General features: G+C 50.7%; 27 protein-coding genes and 3 tRNA genes. All 30 read right to left on the reverse strand.

Going from position 1 to position 19,553, the window contains the following annotated elements; genetic code table 11:
* Nucleotides 1-65 precede the first annotated feature (65 nt).
* The 30 genes from rpmG to rpsE all read right to left on the reverse strand — a co-directional run bounded on the left by rpmG (nt 66) and on the right by rpsE (nt 19,552).
* Nucleotides 66-284, reverse strand: coding sequence for a 50S ribosomal protein L33 (gene rpmG, locus GWK74_02160; protein ID QHU90321.1), 219 nt, complete (start codon nt 282-284; stop codon nt 66-68).
* A gap of 101 nt (nt 285-385) precedes the next feature.
* Nucleotides 386-1,057 carry an NAD(P)H-dependent oxidoreductase gene (locus GWK74_02165; protein ID QHU90322.1) on the reverse strand — a complete coding sequence of 224 codons (672 nt, stop codon included), beginning with the start codon at nt 1,055-1,057 and terminating at the stop codon, nt 386-388.
* Entirely contained in the window at nt 1,054-1,752 is a 699-nt protein-coding gene (locus tag GWK74_02170) for a hypothetical protein (protein ID QHU90323.1), read from the reverse strand. The genes GWK74_02165 and GWK74_02170 overlap by 4 nt, the downstream gene beginning before the upstream one ends.
* Before the next feature lie 141 nt (nt 1,753-1,893).
* The gene (locus tag GWK74_02175; GenBank protein QHU90324.1) at nt 1,894-3,000 is read right to left on the reverse strand and encodes a DNA methyltransferase; all 1,107 of its coding nucleotides are present in this window, start codon (nt 2,998-3,000) and stop codon (nt 1,894-1,896) included.
* Between the two features lie 2 nt (nt 3,001-3,002).
* Nucleotides 3,003-3,815, reverse strand: coding sequence for a restriction endonuclease (locus GWK74_02180; protein ID QHU90325.1), 813 nt, complete (start codon nt 3,813-3,815; stop codon nt 3,003-3,005).
* Nucleotides 3,816-4,075: 260 nt separating this feature from the next.
* Nucleotides 4,076-4,151 (reverse strand) — tRNA-Thr (locus GWK74_02185).
* A 151-nt stretch (nt 4,152-4,302) separates the two neighbouring features.
* Nucleotides 4,303-4,899: a hypothetical protein gene (locus tag GWK74_02190; GenBank protein ID QHU90326.1), complete on the reverse strand. Its 597-nt coding sequence runs from the start codon at nt 4,897-4,899 to the stop codon at nt 4,303-4,305.
* Between the two features lie 36 nt (nt 4,900-4,935).
* Nucleotides 4,936-5,235: a hypothetical protein gene (locus tag GWK74_02195; GenBank protein QHU90327.1), complete on the reverse strand. Its 300-nt coding sequence runs from the start codon at nt 5,233-5,235 to the stop codon at nt 4,936-4,938.
* A 51-nt stretch (nt 5,236-5,286) separates the two neighbouring features.
* Entirely contained in the window at nt 5,287-5,670 is a 384-nt protein-coding gene (locus tag GWK74_02200) for a hypothetical protein (protein ID QHU90328.1), read from the reverse strand.
* Between the two features lie 90 nt (nt 5,671-5,760).
* Nucleotides 5,761-5,845, reverse strand: a tRNA-Tyr gene (locus GWK74_02205).
* Between the two features lie 63 nt (nt 5,846-5,908).
* A tRNA-Thr gene (locus tag GWK74_02210) sits at nt 5,909-5,985 on the reverse strand.
* Between the two features lie 42 nt (nt 5,986-6,027).
* A complete protein-coding gene (locus GWK74_02215) occupies nt 6,028-6,723 on the reverse strand; it encodes a tetratricopeptide repeat protein (protein QHU90329.1) in 696 nt (231 codons plus the stop codon).
* Nucleotides 6,724-6,732: 9 nt separating this feature from the next.
* Entirely contained in the window at nt 6,733-7,563 is an 831-nt protein-coding gene (locus tag GWK74_02220; protein QHU90330.1) for a hypothetical protein, read from the reverse strand.
* Nucleotides 7,556-8,737 carry an RluA family pseudouridine synthase gene (locus GWK74_02225; GenBank protein ID QHU90331.1) on the reverse strand — a complete coding sequence of 394 codons (1,182 nt, stop codon included), beginning with the start codon at nt 8,735-8,737 and terminating at the stop codon, nt 7,556-7,558. The genes GWK74_02220 and GWK74_02225 overlap by 8 nt, the downstream gene beginning before the upstream one ends.
* Before the next feature lie 10 nt (nt 8,738-8,747).
* Complete coding sequence (gene trpS, locus GWK74_02230; protein QHU90332.1) at nt 8,748-9,902, reverse strand: tryptophan--tRNA ligase; 1,155 nt, start codon at nt 9,900-9,902, stop codon at nt 8,748-8,750.
* Nucleotides 9,903-9,909: 7 nt separating this feature from the next.
* A complete protein-coding gene (locus GWK74_02235; GenBank protein QHU90333.1) occupies nt 9,910-10,923 on the reverse strand; it encodes a hypothetical protein in 1,014 nt (337 codons plus the stop codon).
* Nucleotides 10,859-11,680, reverse strand: a complete 822-nt coding sequence (locus GWK74_02240; GenBank protein QHU90334.1) for an alpha/beta fold hydrolase — start codon at nt 11,678-11,680, stop codon at nt 10,859-10,861. The genes GWK74_02235 and GWK74_02240 overlap by 65 nt, the downstream gene beginning before the upstream one ends.
* Nucleotides 11,681-11,684: 4 nt before the next feature.
* Nucleotides 11,685-12,662, reverse strand: a complete 978-nt coding sequence (locus GWK74_02245; GenBank protein QHU90842.1) for an alpha/beta fold hydrolase — start codon at nt 12,660-12,662, stop codon at nt 11,685-11,687.
* A gap of 151 nt (nt 12,663-12,813) precedes the next feature.
* Nucleotides 12,814-13,212, reverse strand: a complete 399-nt coding sequence (rpsI, locus tag GWK74_02250; protein ID QHU90335.1) for a 30S ribosomal protein S9 — start codon at nt 13,210-13,212, stop codon at nt 12,814-12,816.
* A 1-nt stretch (nt 13,213) separates the two neighbouring features.
* Nucleotides 13,214-13,645 (reverse strand): 50S ribosomal protein L13, encoded by a 432-nt coding sequence (rplM, locus tag GWK74_02255; GenBank protein QHU90336.1) that lies wholly within the window; start codon nt 13,643-13,645, stop codon nt 13,214-13,216.
* A gap of 1 nt (nt 13,646) precedes the next feature.
* Nucleotides 13,647-14,033 (reverse strand): 50S ribosomal protein L17, encoded by a 387-nt coding sequence (gene rplQ, locus GWK74_02260; GenBank protein ID QHU90337.1) that lies wholly within the window; start codon nt 14,031-14,033, stop codon nt 13,647-13,649.
* A 2-nt stretch (nt 14,034-14,035) separates the two neighbouring features.
* Nucleotides 14,036-14,953 (reverse strand): DNA-directed RNA polymerase subunit alpha, encoded by a 918-nt coding sequence (locus tag GWK74_02265; protein QHU90338.1) that lies wholly within the window; start codon nt 14,951-14,953, stop codon nt 14,036-14,038.
* A gap of 21 nt (nt 14,954-14,974) precedes the next feature.
* Nucleotides 14,975-15,595, reverse strand: coding sequence for a 30S ribosomal protein S4 (gene rpsD, locus GWK74_02270; GenBank protein ID QHU90339.1), 621 nt, complete (start codon nt 15,593-15,595; stop codon nt 14,975-14,977).
* 2 nt (nt 15,596-15,597) lie between these two features.
* Entirely contained in the window at nt 15,598-15,987 is a 390-nt protein-coding gene (rpsK, locus tag GWK74_02275) for a 30S ribosomal protein S11 (GenBank protein ID QHU90340.1), read from the reverse strand.
* A gap of 15 nt (nt 15,988-16,002) precedes the next feature.
* Entirely contained in the window at nt 16,003-16,389 is a 387-nt protein-coding gene (rpsM, locus tag GWK74_02280; GenBank protein ID QHU90341.1) for a 30S ribosomal protein S13, read from the reverse strand.
* Between the two features lie 2 nt (nt 16,390-16,391).
* Nucleotides 16,392-16,520: a 50S ribosomal protein L36 gene (gene rpmJ / locus GWK74_02285; protein ID QHU90342.1), complete on the reverse strand. Its 129-nt coding sequence runs from the start codon at nt 16,518-16,520 to the stop codon at nt 16,392-16,394.
* Between the two features lie 51 nt (nt 16,521-16,571).
* On the reverse strand, nt 16,572-16,838 hold the full coding sequence (gene infA, locus GWK74_02290; GenBank protein QHU90343.1) for a translation initiation factor IF-1: 267 nt from the start codon (nt 16,836-16,838) through the stop codon (nt 16,572-16,574).
* Between the two features lie 38 nt (nt 16,839-16,876).
* Entirely contained in the window at nt 16,877-18,343 is a 1,467-nt protein-coding gene (secY, locus tag GWK74_02295) for a preprotein translocase subunit SecY (GenBank protein QHU90344.1), read from the reverse strand.
* A 139-nt stretch (nt 18,344-18,482) separates the two neighbouring features.
* Nucleotides 18,483-18,962, reverse strand: a complete 480-nt coding sequence (gene rplO, locus GWK74_02300; protein ID QHU90345.1) for a 50S ribosomal protein L15 — start codon at nt 18,960-18,962, stop codon at nt 18,483-18,485.
* Nucleotides 18,962-19,552: a 30S ribosomal protein S5 gene (gene rpsE / locus GWK74_02305; GenBank protein ID QHU90346.1), complete on the reverse strand. Its 591-nt coding sequence runs from the start codon at nt 19,550-19,552 to the stop codon at nt 18,962-18,964. Before rpsE ends, rplO begins: the two co-directional genes overlap by 1 nt.
* Nucleotide 19,553 lies beyond the last annotated feature (1 nt).

Consider the following 19,553-nt stretch of genomic DNA (forward strand, 5'->3'; position numbering starts at 1 on the left):
TTTGGTCGTTTGTCGCAAATAAAAAATCACCCCTATCCTAGGGGGGTGATTCTCGCTTGATGTCATTAGCCCTTGCGTGGCTTGACTTCGTTGCGGCCGAGGTTTTTCTTGGTCTCGGTGTAGGTTGCGTGCTGGCGGGCCACTGGGTCGTATTTTCGGAGTGTCAATTTGCCCTGCCCTTTGGTGGTGCGGTTTTGGGTATTGACCGTGGTGTAGTACGTGCGGTGACCGCTCAAATTACTGACCAAACCAATCAACTTTCGCTTCGTATTCTTCTTTGCCATCTCTTTACTCGTTACGTTTATTTACAATCTTGACCGATTATAGCACAGATAATTAGGAAACGCTAGGGGCGCTGACAAGGAAAATTGCTCTTGCCCCCGAGCTAATACCAGCGTACCATCTTATCAAGTGGCCGGCGGCTGCGCGGGTGCGGTTGGTTGCTACGACTGGCGTAGCCGAGCGCTAGCATGAGAACCGGCAGATCTTTGGCTGGGTCGATGAGCTGGTGGGTTGTCAGTACCTCTGTCGCTTGATCAATCGAAAATCCCTCAATTGGACACGAGTCAATCCCCCGCTGGGCCGCCACCAGCATCGCGAAGCCGAGGGCGATATACGCCTGATGCGCTGACCATTGGTGTAGCCCATCAGGCGTGTCCGTCAGCTTGAAATCTTTCTTGGCCCACTGCCTCCAGAACATTTTGTAGGCAGTGCGCTCGACCAGATTCATTTCTTTTACGTCCTGGAGTATGTGATCAATGTGATCACTAAGTGCCTCGGCTGTCTTGGCAGTAAAAATGAGGAAATGGCTGGCATCGAAGCGCGGCTTGTTAATCGGCGCACATTTTTTCAGATCCTGGCGCAGCTGCTGATCTTGGGCGACGATGACGTCGAATTGCTCAAAACCGTACGAGGTTGGCGTGAGGCGAATTGCCTCAAGGATCAGCTCCACGTCCTGGTCAGAGATCTTTTTATCAGCGTCAAATTTTTTGCAGGCGTGGCGGAAGTCCAGCGCCTTGGTAATTTCTGCTGCTGAAATGGTTGGTTTACTGGTCATTGGTGTCCTCCTTTTTGTTGCCTAATGATACGTTGCTGTTCGGGTGTGAATCGCCGCGATTCGCGCATTTTTTGGTAAGCTTTGTTGCGCGTCCAAGTGTCGATGCGTCCGTTTTCTAATTCAGCCAACGTCAGCTCAAAAAACTGCACTGCCGCCGTGGCGTACAGCCAAGCCAGTGCCATTTTGACGTAATAGCCGTCGTGTGTAACGTTTCGTAGCGCGGCAAAAACTTGATCAATATGCGATTCATCCAAAAAATTAGTCATCAAAGAAATTACGCCGTAACGTACCGTCAACTCGGCTTCGCTCCGCAAACATTCCAGCGCAAAATCCCACCACATTTTACCAGCAAAGCGCCGCTTTTTCTCGACAAATATATCGATATGCGCCCACGAATCAACGAGTGGCAAATATTGTTTAGTCAAATTAATCGCCGTCTGCTCATCGAGCCGAGCGTGCGTGATCAGTAGCCCGCATAGCAGCACGTAGTCAAATGACTTGTTCTTGGCCGTTAGCAATTTGCTAATGTCCGCTGCGCTCATGTCAGGCGCTAATTCCCGCGCCAACCGCCGCAAATCCGGCACGCGCACGCCGATGACCGGCATCTTGGTATTAACGATACGCTGATTAAAGGCGGCGTAGGATTCGTTGCCTTGGGCAAGCGTTTCGAGTTGGCGCGTGAGGCTGTGAAGCATATGTTTATTATAACCTATAAGTGGCGCATTGCTAACGCTGCTCCCACTGTTTCGGCAAAACCCGGCACGAGCTTCATCGTAGTCACTTCTTTTATATCAAACCAGGTAGCCTAAAACAAAACCAAAACGACTTAGCTTAAGTTATTTGCTAATGATTAGCACCTCTTTTGTTTTCGAGTGTGACAAAGCGTACTTGTAGTCCCTATTAGATACCACGCACATTTCTTTACCATATTGTGAAAGTATATCACATATCTGTTCAATGCTCGGGATACCGTCGCTTCTATAAGAAATGACTATTGTGGAATCAGAAAACTTACTTATTATTTTATGGAACTCTCTTTCTATCTGATTTTTATTAGTCCACGGGTTCTTTTTCTTATTTTTTATAGGTAAATGCTTATATCTATGATTAATCTTATTGTTCCAAGTTTTGTAGTTGGCTATTCCCTCTAGAAAGTGATAGAAATCTAAGTAGTCCGTGCCTACACCGTTGCTAGAGATGTACGGTGGGTCAAGATATACTAGGTCAATGTTTTTTGAATCAAAAGTTACTACGTCTTTATTTAGGGCAACACAATTTTTACCGTTTGAGAATATTGAGCTATTGGCTTCTGCTGCGAAATGTCGAAAACAACTTTCGAAAGACTTGTCCCATGTCGCTTTGTTGCCAAAACTGCGCTTTACTGTCGATAGTCGTAAGTACAAGTTTGCTCTATGAAATAAATTATACGGCCTTTTAATAATACACGATTGAAATAAAGAAAAATAAGCAATTGCCCTCTTATACCTATCCCCCAAGAGCTCAATATTAAAAATCGTTTTATCAAGCCAAGCATTTTCCTCGTCAGTATAGAAAATTCCCTTAAACGTTTTTTGAATAAAATTAAATGAACCGCTGTTATTGTTTAATATGAATTCAATATCTTCCTCGGTTAATAATATGGAATCATTTTCTATAAGTGCAGTTCCTATTATCGAGTTGAACCTAAGAATGTCGTTATAGATAACTTCCTTTCCCTTGCGCTTCAGCATATGCGATACAGAACCGGTTCCACCAAAAGCATCAAGTGCGGTTGTAAAATTTATATCATATATATTTTCCCAAATCCAATCTGTTAATTTGTTCTTTGAACCCTGATAGCGTGTAGCTGGAAAAGGGTGCATTTCGTCAAATACAGTAATGATTTTTTCTTCTGCTAAATACGGTAAGAAGGATGGCTGAATCGCGACGTTCAGATCTCTCATAGCTACAACTCTTCGTCGATGGTGTTTAATAATTTGGCATCCGGCAGCTTTTTCTTGTATGCTACGTATTGTTTTAGATTTGAATATGGCGTATTTCCACCATCAGCCATATCACGAGTTTGGTAATACATCCAATAGTCGTCAAAAATATCTGCACCAAGTTTAGCGAACGGCCCGTTACCATTATGTAGCTTTTCTATCTCTGTGATCGAGCCAATATTTTTTGTATTTCCTGAACCTGGTCTTGAGTTGGCAATCTTATATTTTTCCTGAACAATATAATCAAAATCAGAGACAACAGAGACTATCTCCGGTAAATCATCAATCGTATATATTTTTTCTTCATCAATTTTATTGGGCTGCTGCGTATAAATGACCCCAAGAACAAGGTGGCAAGTATAATTTGAATATGGCATAGTTATATTTTTACCACTGGAACGATTGCGGAAATATCCAGTAAAAGCACCCAAGGTAAAACCGTTTACCCGAGTATTGCTGACTCGATAGGTAGATTTCACATCTACTGCAAACGCAGTCCCGTCTCTCTCATCAATAAATGTAATGTCAGGATAGAAATTTTGATGCTCAGCTAGCACCATTTTTAGCTTATTGCTTCTCGCAAACTTCGAAATCGTAGGGAATAACATAAGCTCTATTATCTTAGATATGACCTTTGTATCTATTGAGATAGTATAGATATTTTTGTAAATGTCTATAAAGCCCTTAACTACCCAATCATTATTCCTGTCTTGCAAGACTTTAAGGTCACCCCTTAAGGTATTTTCTAATTTGTTCTTAAATTCTTGTACTTTCATGCTAATAGACTAATAGTAGTATATCACAAAATAACACTCAGTGCTCACTTGTATACATGGAAATAATTCTGTAAACTGTCGTCGATGTTATCGGAGTATCTTTGTTTATTGCTTGCATTTCTGAGGATGCTTTACCTAGCGATAATAATATGCCCGACAATTTACCTACTATTGTGGATCTTGGAGTCATGGCCTTACTGACATCAAGGCGCCAAAACAAAAAACTGGCTAAAAATTTACTAGTAATCTAAAAATCAAAATGGAGCCACGATCGGGGCTTGAACCCGAGACCTCATCCTTACCATGGATGCGCTCTACCAACTGAGCTATCGCGGCATTACACCATCGCCTGCGGCATGCGCTCTACGTATGTTTACGTTTCACGCGTAGAAGCTATCGCGACACACCGCTACGTCCGAAAACGGCGCGGCAACATTCGTATTGTACCATATTCACGTGGCCGTGCAAAGACGATGGCGTTCTCAGACTACTTCTCTGCCTCGACCTGATCTGGCTTGTCGGCGGCTTCAGGGGTGGTCGGCGCAGTCGTTTCTTTGGGCTCTTTTTTGTGCGCTGTCGGCTTGTTAGCTTTGGCTGAGTCAAACTCAGATTCGATTTCGCTAAGCACATAGCCCATAGCGGCGACCAGGGCGATGGCGACAACTCCGCTCGCAACGTCGTAGTAATGAGTGAAGAAGCTGAGAATAAAGGTGACAACGGTGGCAAGGAACGTAACGACAATGCCAGCGGTAGTAAAGAGCCAGCCTCGGGTTTGCTTGCGTCGTAGCGGTGAGATGGCCAGTCCGAAGAGGACAATTTCGGTGATCGCAAAGATCAGCGTGATGATCTGCTGCAAGCGGATGATGGCGATATTTGGTACAAATATGGCGACGCCAAAGAGGGAGATATGATCAGCTTGTGACAGTAATGACAGGGCTGAGGTTAGCGACAAGGCAGCCACCACTGCCAGCAGTGCGGCGACAATCCAGAGGTTGTCGGCGACCGCTTGGCGCGATTGCTTGGACATGCGTGGTAATGGTTTATAGAGTGCTTTGAGTGTTTTGGCAAATGGAAATCGTTTCATGATTTGATAATAGCATGTCGGGCGGCGGCGAGCAACTCAGCGTGAAGTACGGGTAGATTTTGTGGTGCGCGCTCGGGTTGGCTTGGCTGGCCGTGGCAAGCGCGGTGCAATGATGGCGTCCAGTACCGTCCAGGCGACGCTATTGACCAAGAAGACCACGCCGACGATACCGGCGATTGAGGCGGCCAGATGTGCGGCTGAATTACTGATCAAGATCAGCCCGCCGCCGATCGTTAAGCTGATGATGGCTAGGGCGACGTAGGCCTGCTGTAACTTGAGGCGCTGATTTTTCTGCTCGTTCCAGGTAATCAGCCCTCGCTTGATAAGCTCTAACATGCTCGAAATTATAGCATTGTTTATGAGTAAAGTCAACGTTACCTATAGTCGCTAGTTAGTCACCAGGCAAAACCTATTTCCATCAGGGTCTTGCATAACTACCCAGCGCCAGTTGCCTTCTGACTTTTCTTCTACGAGCTTTCCACCAAGGTCGATTATTTGTTGAATAGCCTCGTCAATATCATCGACAACAATATCGATATGCATCCCGAGAGATTCTTGATCGGGAACCTGTTGGATACTAATTGCTACCCCATCCTCATTATTAGTCGATGGTAGATCAATGTATGGCGGTGAGACATCACCCAGCTCTCTGCCGGTTACGGCGCTCCAGAACTTTGCCGATTTTTCACTATCTGTTGCATTTATAATAACGTATCCAAGCGCACCAATGGGTGCTGTTTTCTTCTCGGGTATTGTTCTTCCCTTCTCCATAGTTTTTATTATAACAAAATACCCATGTTGCTCAGGTACAATTCAATTTAAAAAGAGCGTCGGCTAACGCTCTCTGTGACATAACTAATATGGTGCCGGAAGTAGGACTCGAACCTACGAAGCCTGACGGCGGGAGATTTACAGTCTCCTGTGATTGCCACTACACGATTCCGGCATGAAGCTTGCTGCACCGCGGCGCCCGCACGTTCTTACACGCTTGGTGCGAAGGCGATGCAAATGGAGCCGATTCAGGGATTCGAACCCAGGACCTGCTGTTTACAAAACAGCTGCTCTAACCAGCTGAGCTAAATCGGCATCTTGAATGATTGTAGCAAGTTTTGTCACCCAAGACAAGGTCTACATAATTACTTTTCGTGGTTGCCGCGGCTGGCGTGGCTGCTGAGGATGAGCTGGGTGCTGAGAACGGCGCGGGGCGGCGGCTGGCTTGTCGGGTGTGAGCATGGCCGTGGCGCGCTCGCGAAGTTTGGCGGCTTGTTCGGGCTGCTTGGCGCTGTCGTAGGCTTGGGCGAGTGTGTTCAAGGTGTGCGGGGTTGGTTCAAGCTCGGCGGCCTTTTCTAGCGCCGCCAGCATCTTCTTCGTGTTGCCTAATTTCTCCTGGACCTTGGCATAGGCGATGTGCCGGGCAGCATGACCGGCCTCCATGTCAAGCGCCTGCTCAAAGGCCAGCGCGGCCTTGACATAATCTTGCGTCTCGTAGTAAATGAGGCCAACATTGTGCAGGCTCGAGGCGCTCGGCTCGAGGCTCTGGGCGATCTCAAAGCATTCGATGGCGTCCTTGTAAGCGCGCTGCTTGGCGTATAAAATCCCCAGGCGGTTGTAAGCCGTGGCATTTTTCTCATCGACGCGCAGGATGGTTAGGAGTGCTTTCTCGGCGCGTAGATACTTGTTTTCGCGCAGTGACTCTTGAGCGATAGCCCAGAGCTTGTCGAGTTTCTCCGACAATTTAACTGGTAAGTTTTGCGCTTCGCCGACTGACGGCTGATACCAAACTGCCCACACCATAACTAGCAGGATAACTAATAATCCAGACATATGTATCCATTATACCACAATATTGATCAGCGCCAGCCGCACATTGCCATTATGCCTCAGCCGCGTTTCGGTGGTGATGATCCGATCAAGGAGGGGCTGGTGTGTGGGGCTCGGCTGAGTCTTCATCTGAAACGCCACCATGGTGAGGAGGATGTCGATCAGCTGGAGGGCTTTGGTGCGGTCGGTGAAATAGGACGGCAGCGTGCGCAGTGCTTCGTATGAGCCCGGTGTAGAGAGGATGCATTTGGCGTCAGCGGCGATAGCTTGATATTCGGACAGCAGTTTCGGCGTGCGTGCTAGTTGGCGGATAAGCAGCGGCCGTCCGGCGGCCAGGAACAGGATTTGGCGCCGCTCGCTGGCGATGAGCGAGGTGGTGTCAAGTAGCGTTTCATCCTGTGCCTGCGAAGTGCGGTGTAAGGTTAGCACTTGACAGCGCGAACGAATGGTGGCCAGTAGCTGCTGTTCGTTCTCGGTCACCAGCAAAAAATGTGTGTTGGCGTTTGGCTCCTCTAGGGATTTGAGAAGCGCATTCTGTGCTGCCTCGCTCATCTGGTCGGCTGGATTGATAACGATAACGCGGCGAACCGTGGCGTGCGTGCGCAGCATGGCGATCATGGTGCGAACTTGCTCAGTTGTAATTGTGGTTTTTGCCTCCAGCGGCTGCAGCCAAATCACCTCTGATGGTGTGAGCTTCGCCAGATATTCGGCGGTGCCTATACCGTCTAACCCACGCTCGGCGTTGATGATCACTGCCTGCGGCAGTCGCTCAGCAAGTTGGTGTAGTGTAGCGCGGTCGCGATGCGCTACCACTGGTGTGCGCGGTGGGCGGGTGTTAGTCATGAGCAGCCTCGCTCATCTCGTTCGGGGTTGTAGCAACCTCCGGGAATAATTGTTGAAACTCCTCCGGGATGGACGCTTCAAAGGTTTTTTGCTTGCCGGATGGCAGCGGGATTTCCAGTTTATAGGCGTGGAGCATCAAGCGGCTGGCGCTTGGTTTGCCGTAAACGCGGTCGCCGAGGATTGGTGTGTTTAGGTATGCCATATGGACGCGGAGTTGGTGGGTGCGGCCGGTGGAGGGTTTGAGCTCAATTAATGCTTTGGTATCAGCCACTGCCAAAACCTGATAGTTTGTCTGAGCGGGCTTGCCGTTTGGGTCGACACGGAAGGTGCTGGGCGCGGCTGGATTGCGGCCAATCGGCAGGTCGATCTTTGCGGCGGCTAGTTTCGGCACGCCGTCAGTTACCGCGAGGTAGGTTTTCTTGGTGGTACGCTGGGCGAATTGCTGTTGTAGGTGGGCGGCAGCATCAGCAGTTTTGGCGATGATCAGCACACCCGAGGTGTCGCGGTCGAGCCGATGGACAATGCCTGGCCGGTCGGTGTCTGAGGCAAACGAAGTCTTGGGACGAATAATTTCCGCCACCGTTGGTTCGGTCGATAACCCGCCTTTGGCGTGGGTCAACAGCCCGCTTGGCTTATTGACTACGATCACGTCATCGTCTTCATATAGAACCGGCAGTTCTGCGCTGGCCTGCTCCTGTTCTGGCAGCTTGACGGCGATCTCGTCAGTCTCGTCGACCTCAAATTTCGGCGTCGTTACTACGCGCTGATTGACCGAAACATAGCCGGCTTTGATGTATTTCTGCCAGAGGCTGCGCGAAATTGACGGGTCAAAGTCCGTGGACAAGTGGATGTCCAGGCGCTGCTTGGTCGGCACAATTCGAAACATCATGACAAACTTGCCCTGAAACGGCGTCTCGGTGCAGCTCGAATCAAGCGGGTTTGGTAACATCTCGGCGTTGGCGGGCCTACCGGGCCACAATTCGTCAATTGATTCTTCGTCGACGATCGAGCCGTAGAGCACGGCGAAATGCTGCTTGTCTAAGATAAATTCCGCCACGATGTGCGATTCGTCCGTCTGGATTTTTAGATGGCGTAAGGCTTTGACGGGCGTGTTGTCGTCCGCCAGGTGATATAGCCTGGCGATTTTGAGGACGGTGCGCGGTGAGATTTTCACGCGAGCGTTCCTATCTCCGTAGTCCCACGGCCGCCTGGACGCGGTGCAAGGTTGCATTAGCGATGACGTTCATGTCGCGCTCGCTGGACTCCAGTTTGCGTTCGATGGCCTGCTTGTCAACTGCCGCCAGGCGTGCTTGGAAATTTGCTAAGAATTCTGCCACTTCATCCGCCACGATTCGCTTGAAGTCGCCGTAGCGCTCCATGCCGGCGTACTGACTGATGGTCTGCTCCAAGCTGACATCTCGCCCAGCGTCCTGGCGTACCAGCGTCAAAATCTCCAGCAGATTGGAAATTCCTGGTTGGTTGTCACGGTCGTACTGTACCTTGCCCAGTGAGTCGGTGGTGGCGCTCATGATTTTTTTGTGCGCTGCCTGCGGGTCGTCGCCTAGGAAAATCACGCCCTTGCCGGTGTCGTCGGACTTGCTCATTTTTTTGGTCGGGTTGGCGAGGTCTTTGATGCGTAGGCCTTGGTCTTTACCGAAAAATCGGTGCTGTTCGGCGACCGGTTTGGGCACGGTGAATAATTCGCCGAATTTGCGGTTCATCCGCTCGGCGATGTCGCGGGTGAATTCCAGGTGCTGCGTCTGGTCGTCGCCGACTGGCACGTAAGTGGCGCCGTAGAGCAAGATGTCGGCCGCCATCAGGACTGGGTAGTTGAAGAGACCGACGGAAACTTCTTTTTCAAAAACCAATTTATTATATAATCGCATAAGTTCTACTCTCTCCGAGACAATATCACCGCTTTTTTGTGCGTCAAGGGCTTTTTTAATTCTCTCAGCGATGTTTCGGGCGTCTACCTTACTGCCCTTATCCTTAAACTGCGTCATTCGGCTCATCTCGCCAAATCCGGTGAAGCAGTCCAAGATCCACGCCAGCTCGCTGTGGGCTGGGACGCGGCTTTGACGGTACAGATGAATCGCCTGGTTGTCCAGCGGCAGCCCGGCGGCCGTATAAATCCGGGCGTTGTTGAGGATGCTGTCATACAATTTACTGTGGTCGATCGGCGTGGTGAAGCTGTGAAGATCCGGGATAAACAGATTGATATCATAATCAGACGAGCGGCGTTTCGCCATATCAACAATCGGCAAAATGGCGCCAAAATAATTGCCAATGTGAATATCGTTGTTGGCGCGCACGCCGGTGAGGATGACGGGTTTACTCATAGTCTTATTATACCATTGATTCGGCGAGAGGTGTTTTACGAAATGCCGCAACAAAAAACGCCTCAGTCAGCCTGCCCGGCATCAGGCGCAAGCAACCGCTTAGGTCATGCGTAAAAGCGCGGTCATTCCACGACTGGACGACAGGCACACGATGTGGCAGCGGTGTGATGTCAATCGGTACGAGGCTAGCATCAGACTGACGGTGCAGCAACCAGTCGACAACTGCTTCGTTCTCTTCTGGCGCCATGGTGCAGGTGCTGTAGACAAGCGTGCCGCCAGGTTTCAGCAGTCGCCAAGCCTCGAGGATGAGGCGTTTTTGCAGGTCACTCAGTCTCCGGATATGCGCCACCGACCAGCTGTCAAACAACGGAGTATCGCTGGCGTTCAGGCTCATCAGCCCTTCGCCAGAACATGGAGCGTCAAGTAGAATTTTGTCAAAGGCCTCCAGCTGACGACGGGAGAGATTTCTAGCATCAGCTAGCATATATTCGGCTGAAACATTGAGCCGTTTGAGATTGGCCTGGAGCTTCATCAGGCGCGGCTTGGAATTGTCATTACAGACCAGGTCGGCTTGACCGCTGGCTATGGCCTGTATATGGCTGGATTTACCGCCGGGCGCAGCGCACAGGTCGAGGATGCGTTCACCCGCCGCAGGTGCAAGCGCCAGGACCGGCAGCCAGCTGGCGGCATTTTGGATATAGCCGCGTCCGCCGTCAGCCAGCTGCTGATATTCAGCGATGTACTCCGGGATAATTTCGTAGCCATCCGGACACCAGGCAACCTGGCGGCTCAGCAGTTTGGGGGCGACTTCCCTATCGACCAATGGATTGAGCCGAAAACTCTGGGTGCGGGTTTGTGACAGCCTTGCCTCGACCTCGGCGCTAGGCAGACCGCTCCACTGTATCGTGCGATTGATCCAGAGCTCACGCTTTTTCTGGCGCTCCTGGGCTGGATCTTTACGCTTGGCCATAGTCGTCTCCGATGGCGTGCCGATTGATCGCTTGAGCAACAACTTGGCCATAGCGTTTGTCGATCTCATGACTTGCTAACATTTTAGTGACGGCGATGTGCTTTTGCTTTGCTAATTTTCGTAGGTTCTTATTGATAATGACTGGGTCAAATTGCCCGTAAAATATTTCAACCGGCATCGTCAATTCGGCAATTTCCGTTAGCGCCTTTTGGTTGATGATGGCCGCGTCTAAGGTGTCGAGAAAGATTGGCAGATTTGACTCATCGACGAGAAAGCCAGGATTGAATAGCTTGTATTTCTTGGCAAAATCGCTGGCAATCACCTTGCCGAGCGCTGGTTTATCGATAATTTTTTGGTACAGTGCACGCAGTTGGCGTTCAGCCGGGCGATCTTTGCCTTGTGGATGATACAGCGGCGGGCTGCACAGGATGAGCGAATCGATCAATGAAGGATAATATCGGGCGGCGTGTACCGCCACGAGCGCCCCCAAGCTATGGCCAACCAAGATGATTCGTCCATCGACTTTCTGCTGTGCCAAGGTTGCGACTAGTGAATCGACCTGCGTTTTGACATCATAGGTCTTCCAGTGGGGTCGCGGTGAATTGCCAAAACCGAGCAAGTCGACCGCTAGTACGCGAGTCGTTTTATCAATCCTACGACGCCCTACGACTCGCTGCCACATCGCCGACGAGCTCCCGATGCCATGAATCAACACGACAGTGGCGCGAGGCTGTTTCGGTGTTTGAAAATCATGCACGTATAGTTTATACGGTACGCGCAGCCAGCGATGGATGAGTCGGTCGAACATAGTTCTATAGTACCTGGTTGGTGAAATTAACAATAGCTTCGATAAACCGTCGTGGATTAAAGACGTGGATGACATGTTTGGCGGCGATTTTTTGATAGTGCATTTGCGGCGCTAACTGCTGGATATGTTTCGCATCGTCATAATCCATAGCACCCACCAAGCCGTACTGTGGCAGTCGCTGCCAGTCGGCATGCAATACCAGGAGTGGACAGCGGACAGCTTTTAGCGCTTGAGCGTGATCAAAATTACCGTACATACGACCATCAACAAAGGCCCGACCAAAATCTGGATCGTACATCTTGAGTGAGGTGAATTGCAGCTTCAATATATATGGTATATACCACTGATCAAGAGCAATTGGGTCACCAGGATGACGTTTTTCAGTTTGTTTGAGCTTCTTTGAAAGCCAACGGACAAACCACTGTGGCATTCTTTTCACGCGGCGTTCGTTAATGGGCATGACTTGATTAGCATAGTAGTTGGCCAGATCACGATGGTGGATGTCTCCGATGGCTTCAACCGTATGTTTGATGCCATTATATACAAATTTATCTTGATCACGAAAACGTGGCATCTCGGTCGAGAACACTGGCGCATCCTCTAAGACAGCAGCCGACACCCATTGACTAGCATGAGCTGCGCACCATAACGCAATGATGCCGCCAGATGAATTGCCTGACAGGATAGCTGGCTGCTTGATAACTGTGCTGATGAATTCCGCTACGTCTTCGCTAACAGTGTCCCAGGTATAATCACCGGGCGTCCAGCTGCTGCGTCCGTGTCCGCGAACATCAATGGCAAATACCCAAAATTGCTTGGCAAGTATGGGTAAGACCTTATGATAGCTTTGCCAGGTTCCCATTTGAGCGGGTATTAACACTAATGGAGGACCATTTTTAGGGCCTTCAACATAGTTCATAGTTATGTGGCTCAGCTCCGCCTGCTTTTCCGCAAAACCTGCCGTGCGAATACGCTTAGACATGGCTAGTGGCTTATGTAGATACGGATTGGCATAGTTGTGTTTGAGACTGACCCGCTTATCTTTCATATTGCTTATTATATACTTTTCCTATGGAATAACAAAACACCTCGCCAGGGTTGGTGGCGAGGTGTCTGTGTATCGCAAACGAAGCTTAACGCTTGGAGAATTGTTCGCGCTTGCGGGCAGAACGCAGACCGTATTTCTTGCGCTCTTTCTCGCGTGGGTCACGCTTGAGCAGCTCAGCCTTCTTCAGAACTGGGCGCAGATCAGCGTGAGCAGCCGTCAATGCTTTGGCGATACCAAGCTTGATGGCGTCAACTTGACCAGCGAGACCACCACCTTTCACCAAGATGGTAACGTCGTATTCCTTTTGCTTGCTGACGATAGCTAGTGGATCGGTTACTTCGGCGAGCAAGGTTTTGTTGCCATCCAAGTACTCAGCGGCTACTTTGCCATTGATGGTGATGGTACCCTTGCCAGGAAGCAAGCGAACACTTGCCGAGGCGCTTTTGCGTCGTCCCAAGCCGTAGAAATAGGTATCAGTAGCCATATTACTTTACCTCAACTTTCTCTGGGGTTTGTGCCGTGTGAGCATGCTCGCTGCCAGCAAATACACGGAGGCGCTTGAGGCGCTCTGCTTGCAATTTGTTCTTTGGCAACATGCCTTTGACAGCTTCTTCAATAATTCGTTCTGGGTGGCGTTCACGCATTTCTTTGAACTGCGTTTCTTTGATGCCGCCTGGGAAACCACTGTGACGGTAGTAGTACTTGTCGGTTTCCTTGTAGCCAGTAACGACGGTGTTTGCGGCGTTAATAACCACCACATAGTCGCCGCCGTCAACATGCGGCGTGTAGGTTGGTTTGTATTTACCGGTCAGGTGCTTAGCAATTTCAGTTGCCAAACGTCCGAGTGGCAGTTCACTTGCATCAAACAATACCCAGCGGCGAGAAACGTCAGATGGTTTTTGTGAATAGGTCTTCATCTTATTTCTCCTCCTTTGGCATTGGTTTGATGTCGTCGACAAACTCGATGATTGCCATTTGCGCGCCGTCGCCAACACGTAGGCGGGTGCGCTCAACGCGAACGTGTCCGCTGGTGCGACCGCTCAGTTGTGGGGCAATTTCATCAACCAGTTTGTAAGCAGCAGCGCGGGTGCTGAGTGCTGCGATCACCTGGCGGCGGCTGGCTAGATCGCCTTTCTTCGCCTTGGTGATGATTTTTTCAATGTGGCGCTTCAGCTCTTTGGCTTTCGGCAAGGTGGTCTCGATTTTGCCGTGCTCGACCAGGCTGGTTGCCAGGCCCCTCAGCAAGGCTCGTCGTTGATCACGCTCACGGCCGAACTTGCGCCCTTGATATCCGTGTCTATGCATAGTTAAAACTCCAACTCCGCCATCTTGTCGCGTACTTCATCCAGCGCCTTTGAGCCAAAGCCTTTCAATTCTCGCAAATCTTGCTCGGTCAAAGTCACCAGGTCGCGAATCGTGCGGATTTCATTGTTAATCAGCGCGTTCGTCGTGCGGGCACTTAGGTTTAATTCTTCGATCGACATGTCAAGTTCAGAATCATCTGCCTCGTCGTTGCCCAGCGCTGGCGCACCAGTCACTACGGTCGAGCCTGCCAGCGCGCTATATTGACTGACGAGAATAGCTGCTGCCTCCTCAAAGGCTTCGCGCGGTGTCATCGTGCCGTCGGTCTCAACCGTCAGGGCCAGCTTCTCGAGGTTGGTCTCGTCGCCAACGCGTGTTGAGTCAACCTTATAGCGAACGCGCAGTACCGGTGTAAAGATAGCGTCGAGCGCAATCATATCGGAGTGCAACCGATTGGCACTCGACTCCTCAATCGTCTGATAGCCACGGCCAGCTTCTGCCACCAAGTCCATAATGACGGTCTTGTTCGGATCATCAATGGTAGCGATGATGTGGTCTGGGTTAACAACTTCTACTTCGCCGTTTGCTTGGATATCGCCAGCGGTAATCACACCGCCAGATTTCTCGAGGCGCAGCTCAACTGGCTCGTCAGTGTGAACGCGGAGTCGCACACCCTTCAGGTTCAGCATGATGTCAACGACATCTTCTTTGACGCCCTCGACGGTGGTGAACTCGTGTGTCGCGCCCTCAATACGAAAGGCGACGATTGCGCCACCGCGAATGCTCGAGAGCAAGACGCGGCGCATTGAGTTACCCAGCGTATTGCCATAGCCGGCGTGCATCGGCTCGATCAGAAAGGTTGCACTGGTCGCGGAAATATCATCAACGCTCGCGAGTGCTGGATTGTAAATTGCTTTTGCCATAATTCTTCCCTAACCCTTCTTTTATCGTGAGTAATACTCAACAATTAATTGCTCGTTGATGTCAGCTTCCGCTTCCTCGCGCTTCGGCAAACCAGTCACTTCAATCTTCAGCTTCTTGCTATCGCTCTTCAGCCAGCTCAGCGGGCCTTGGATTGAATTATTGATCACATCGTCGATGTGCGTGAAGTATTCAGATTTGGTGCTCTTTGGGCGAACGGTGATAACATCGCCAGCCTTAACACGAATCGATGGGATATCGACGCGGCGGCCGTTTAATTCAAAGTGGCCGTGGCTGACGAGCTGGCGAGCAGCGCGGCGCGATACGGCGAACCCAGAGCGATACACCACGTTGTCCAGGCGGCGCTCCAACAGTTTCAACAGGTTTTCGCCTGCCAAACCTTCTTGGGCGCGCGTTGCCTCGTTCATCAACCGCGCAAATTGCTTTTCCACCAAACCATACAGACGGCGAACCTTTTGCTTTTCGCGCAGCTGCGTAGCATACAGGCTTGGCTTACTTTGGCGGCCGTGGGCGTGCTGACCTGGAATGCCAGATTTCCGTGCCAAAACTTTATGTGCTTTTGGATGAAGCGCATAACCTTCGCGGCGGCTTTGCTTGACAATCGGTGAATTATCTCGTGCCATAATTATGCCCTCCGTGCCTTCCGTGGACGAACACCGCCGTGAGGCACGCCAGTTACGTCCTTAATGCTTTCTACTGAGATGTCGAAAGCGCCAACCGCACGAATAGCGGCATCACGGCCCAGGCCGACACCTTTGACGAAAACGTCAACTGATTTCAAACCATATTGAGTTTTCGCAGCTTCAGCAGCTTTTTCAGCAGCAACCTGTGAAGCATAGGCGGTGCCTTTTTTGCTACCACGGAAACCACATGCACCAGCCGATGAAGCGGTCAACACGTTACCCTTCTTGTCAGAAAAGGTAACAATAGTGTTGTTAAATGTTGCTTGAATATGCAGCTGACCAGCTGGGACTGATCGGCGCTGCTTTTTCTTGGTAGATTTTGCGTCTGCCATTTCTTAGTCCTTTCTTTAGGTCTTACTTGCTGCTTTTGGTTGTGTACCGCCCACGGCGATGGCGCGACCCTTGCGAGTTCGTGCATTCGTACGAGTCCGCTGTCCGCGTGTCGGCAGTCCTGCTTTATGGCGAAGACCGCGATAGGCGTTGATATCCTTCAAGCGCTTAATATTATTCGTCACCAAGCGCTGGAGATCACCCTCAACGGTGTATTCGCTGTCGATAATTTCGCGAATCTTGTTTTCTTCAGCCTCGGTGAGATCTTTCACCCGAGTGGTCGGCTCAATCTTAGCCGCCGCAAGGATGCTCGAAGCGTGCTTTGGCCCAATCCCATAAATATAGGTGAGCGCGATTTGTACCTGCTTCTCTGTTGGGATAACTACCCCAGCAATTCGAGCCATGCTTAACCCTGCCTTTGCTTGTTCTTAGGTTTTCGTTTGTTGATGACGTATAGGCGGCCTTTGCGGCGCACTAGCTTGTCACCTTTCTTGGGATCTTTGTCGATCTTCTTGACACTTGCACGAACTTTCATAAAGTGCTCTGAAATCTCCCTTCCCGAGTAAACCCGAGATTATCGTTAGTATTATGACGAGCGCCGCGTGTTTCGAGCCACGTGCGCTGGTCGCTCCTCCTTGAGGCGAAAGACGATGCGACCCTTTGTGAGATCGTAAGGAGTCATCTCGACTTCCACCCTATCACCAGGCACCAGGCGGATGTAATTCTTGCGCATCCGTCCCGAAATGTGCGCGATGATACTATGGCCATTCTCCAGTTCCACCCGAAATTGGGTATTAGGCAGTGCTTCCACCACCTTACCAATCATCTTGATGACTTCCTTTTGACTCGCCATAAGTTACAGTTGTCAATTATACCGTATCGTCTCGGCGATTACAAGAGGGACGAGCGTCGTTTTTTCGACTTTTTCTTGGTCAGTTCGTCTGGGTCAAAGTCGTCATAGGTAACCATCAGAGCGCGCGAGTTGAGCTGGCGCAGTGACTCGAGGCCGACCGAGACCACGATGAGCAGCCCGGTACCACCGATCGACAGACGCGAGCCGCGGATTGCCGCCAGGTGATACATCAAATATTCAGCGACAAACGGCAAGATAGCAATGATACCAAGAACGATTGAGCCGAACAAAATCAAGCGATTGACGGTGCGCATCAGATACTTTTCGGTTTGTTCACCGGGCCGAACACCCTCGATAAAGCCGCCCTGCTTTTGCAAGTTCTCAGCGATTTCGTTGGCGTTAAAGACGATCCCGGTGTAGAAATAGGTAAAGGCAATAACCAGGAGGAAATACAGCGTCGGGTAAATGAATGCCTCCCAGGTGCTGCCGGTAAAGGAGCCCGGGTTGGGTGCCTGAAACCACGTGATCAGGGTGTTGGCGGTGTTTTGCAAGTTTGGATTGCCTGAGGCCTTCATGACTTGGCCGATGAATTGCGGCAAGCTGAGGAAGGCAACGGCAAAGATGACCGGGATGACGCCAGCAGCGATTAGCTTGACCGGCAGGATGCTCTTGATGCCGCCGTAGCTGGAGTTGCCATGGATGCGCTTGGCATAGTTGATAGTGATGACGCGCTGGGCTTCGTTAATTTTCACCAAGAAGTAGAGAACGATGAGTGAGGCGATAGCCATGATCACCACCAGCCAAAAGACGGTTGGATTCACTGGCAAGGTAAACCAGTTAAAGACGTTCAGTCCGCCAGCCGAGGTGTTGCCGAGCGACGAGATGAGTGAGCCCAGCATCTGCGGGATCTGGCTGATGATACCAGCGAAAATCAAGATCGAAATACCATTGCCGATACCCTGCTCGGTGATCAATTCACCCAGCCACATCAAAAGTACCGAACCGGCAGTCATGGCTGTCACGCCAACTGTCCACTCAAGCATGGTCGGGTCGCTCAGCGTGGTCGTACCGCCGGCCAGCACGGTCTGGCGCAAGAGGAATATAAAGGCGATCGACTGGACGATAGCCAGTGGGATGGTCAGCCGCCGCGTCCACTGCTGAATCTTGCGCCTGCCTGATTCGCCGTCCTTGTGTAGCTCCTCGAGCTTTGGGATGGCCTTGGTGAGGAGCTGAGTGATGATACTAGCGGTAATGAATGGACTGAGCCCAACCAGCACGAGTGAAAAGCTCGCCAGCGCGCCACCCGAAAGCAAGTTCAAGAATCCACCGAGGTCGGTCTGCCCCAGTGCGGCCGCCAGTGCCGTCTTCATCTGTGTCGGATTCGCCAGCGGCACCGGAATATGCGCCAGCATTCGATACACCACAATAATTCCCACCACAATGGCCAGGCGTTTCTGCATATCTTTATTTTTCAGCGACCGCCACACGGTCTTCCAACTCATCATCGTCGTTTACCCCTCTGTCTTTGGCATTTACTCTGGCTATTATACCACAGGTATCGTGATAATTTCTAGCATAATAAAAGTGAGTGACCCTAGAGGACACTCGCTTTTATCTCACGTATGTGATGGAAGACCGAAAAGATTACTTATCGCTCTCCTCAACGTCTTTTGTGCTTTGGCGCAAAGGCGTTGCGACTTTCTCAAATGAGCCGCCAGCTTTTTCAATCGCTTTAACGACCGAAGCGGAAGCAGCTTGTACTTTCAAGTCAACCTTAGCTTTCAATTCACCGCGGGCAATCACCTTGACCGTGTGGAACGGTGTCGCGATGTAGCCTTCGGTAAACAGCAGCGCGTTGTCAACGGTTTTACCGTCAAAGGCATTCAAGTGGTCGAGGTAGACTACCTGAGCTGGCGTGCGCAAGCTCTTGAAACCACGAGCTTTTGGCACAGCCTGAGCCAATGGGCGCTGACCACCCTGGAACATGGCGCGAAGCTTTTTACCAGTGCGGGCGTTCTGACCTTTGGTACCACGACCAGCGGTTTTACCCTGGCCAGCAGCGATACCGCGGCCAACACGCTTTTTATTCTTGTTTGCTGAAACTTGGAGATCGTTGTATTTCATTACTTAGCCTCCTTTTTAGCAGCTTTTTTGACTGGCTGAGAGTTGAGCCATTCTTCGCGCGGAACTAGTGATTTCAATGCTTCAATGGTTGCGTAGGCTATGTTCACCTTGTTGGTTGAACCAAGCGACTTGGTGAGCAGGTTGCGAACACCAGTTACGCCGATGATCTGTCGCACTACACCACCAGCGATAATACCGGTACCAGGAGCAGCTGGCTTGATTAGCACTCGGGCACCTGAGAACTTAACTTCGCTGTCGTGTGGAATGGTCTCGCCGTTCAGTGGCAAGGCGATCAAGTGCTTCTTAGCAACTGAGGTTGCCTTAGCGACGGCAGCTTGCACGTCGGCACCTTTGGCTACGCCAACACCAACCTTATCCTTGCGGTTACCGACAACTACCAACGCCTTAAAGCGGAAACGGCGGCCACCCTTTACCACGCGGCTCACGCGGTCAATGTTGATTACCAATTCTTCAAACTCTTTTGGTGCGTCATCGCGCACATTTCGCCGGTCATCGCGGCGACCACCACGCGGACTGCGAGGCCGACGGCCTTCTGCGCGTGGGGTAGTATTTGCAGCTTGTTCTGCCATA

Source organism: Candidatus Saccharibacteria bacterium oral taxon 488, assembly GCA_010202115.1.
Taxonomy (GTDB): Bacteria; Patescibacteriota; Saccharimonadia; order Saccharimonadales; family Saccharimonadaceae; genus Nanosynbacter.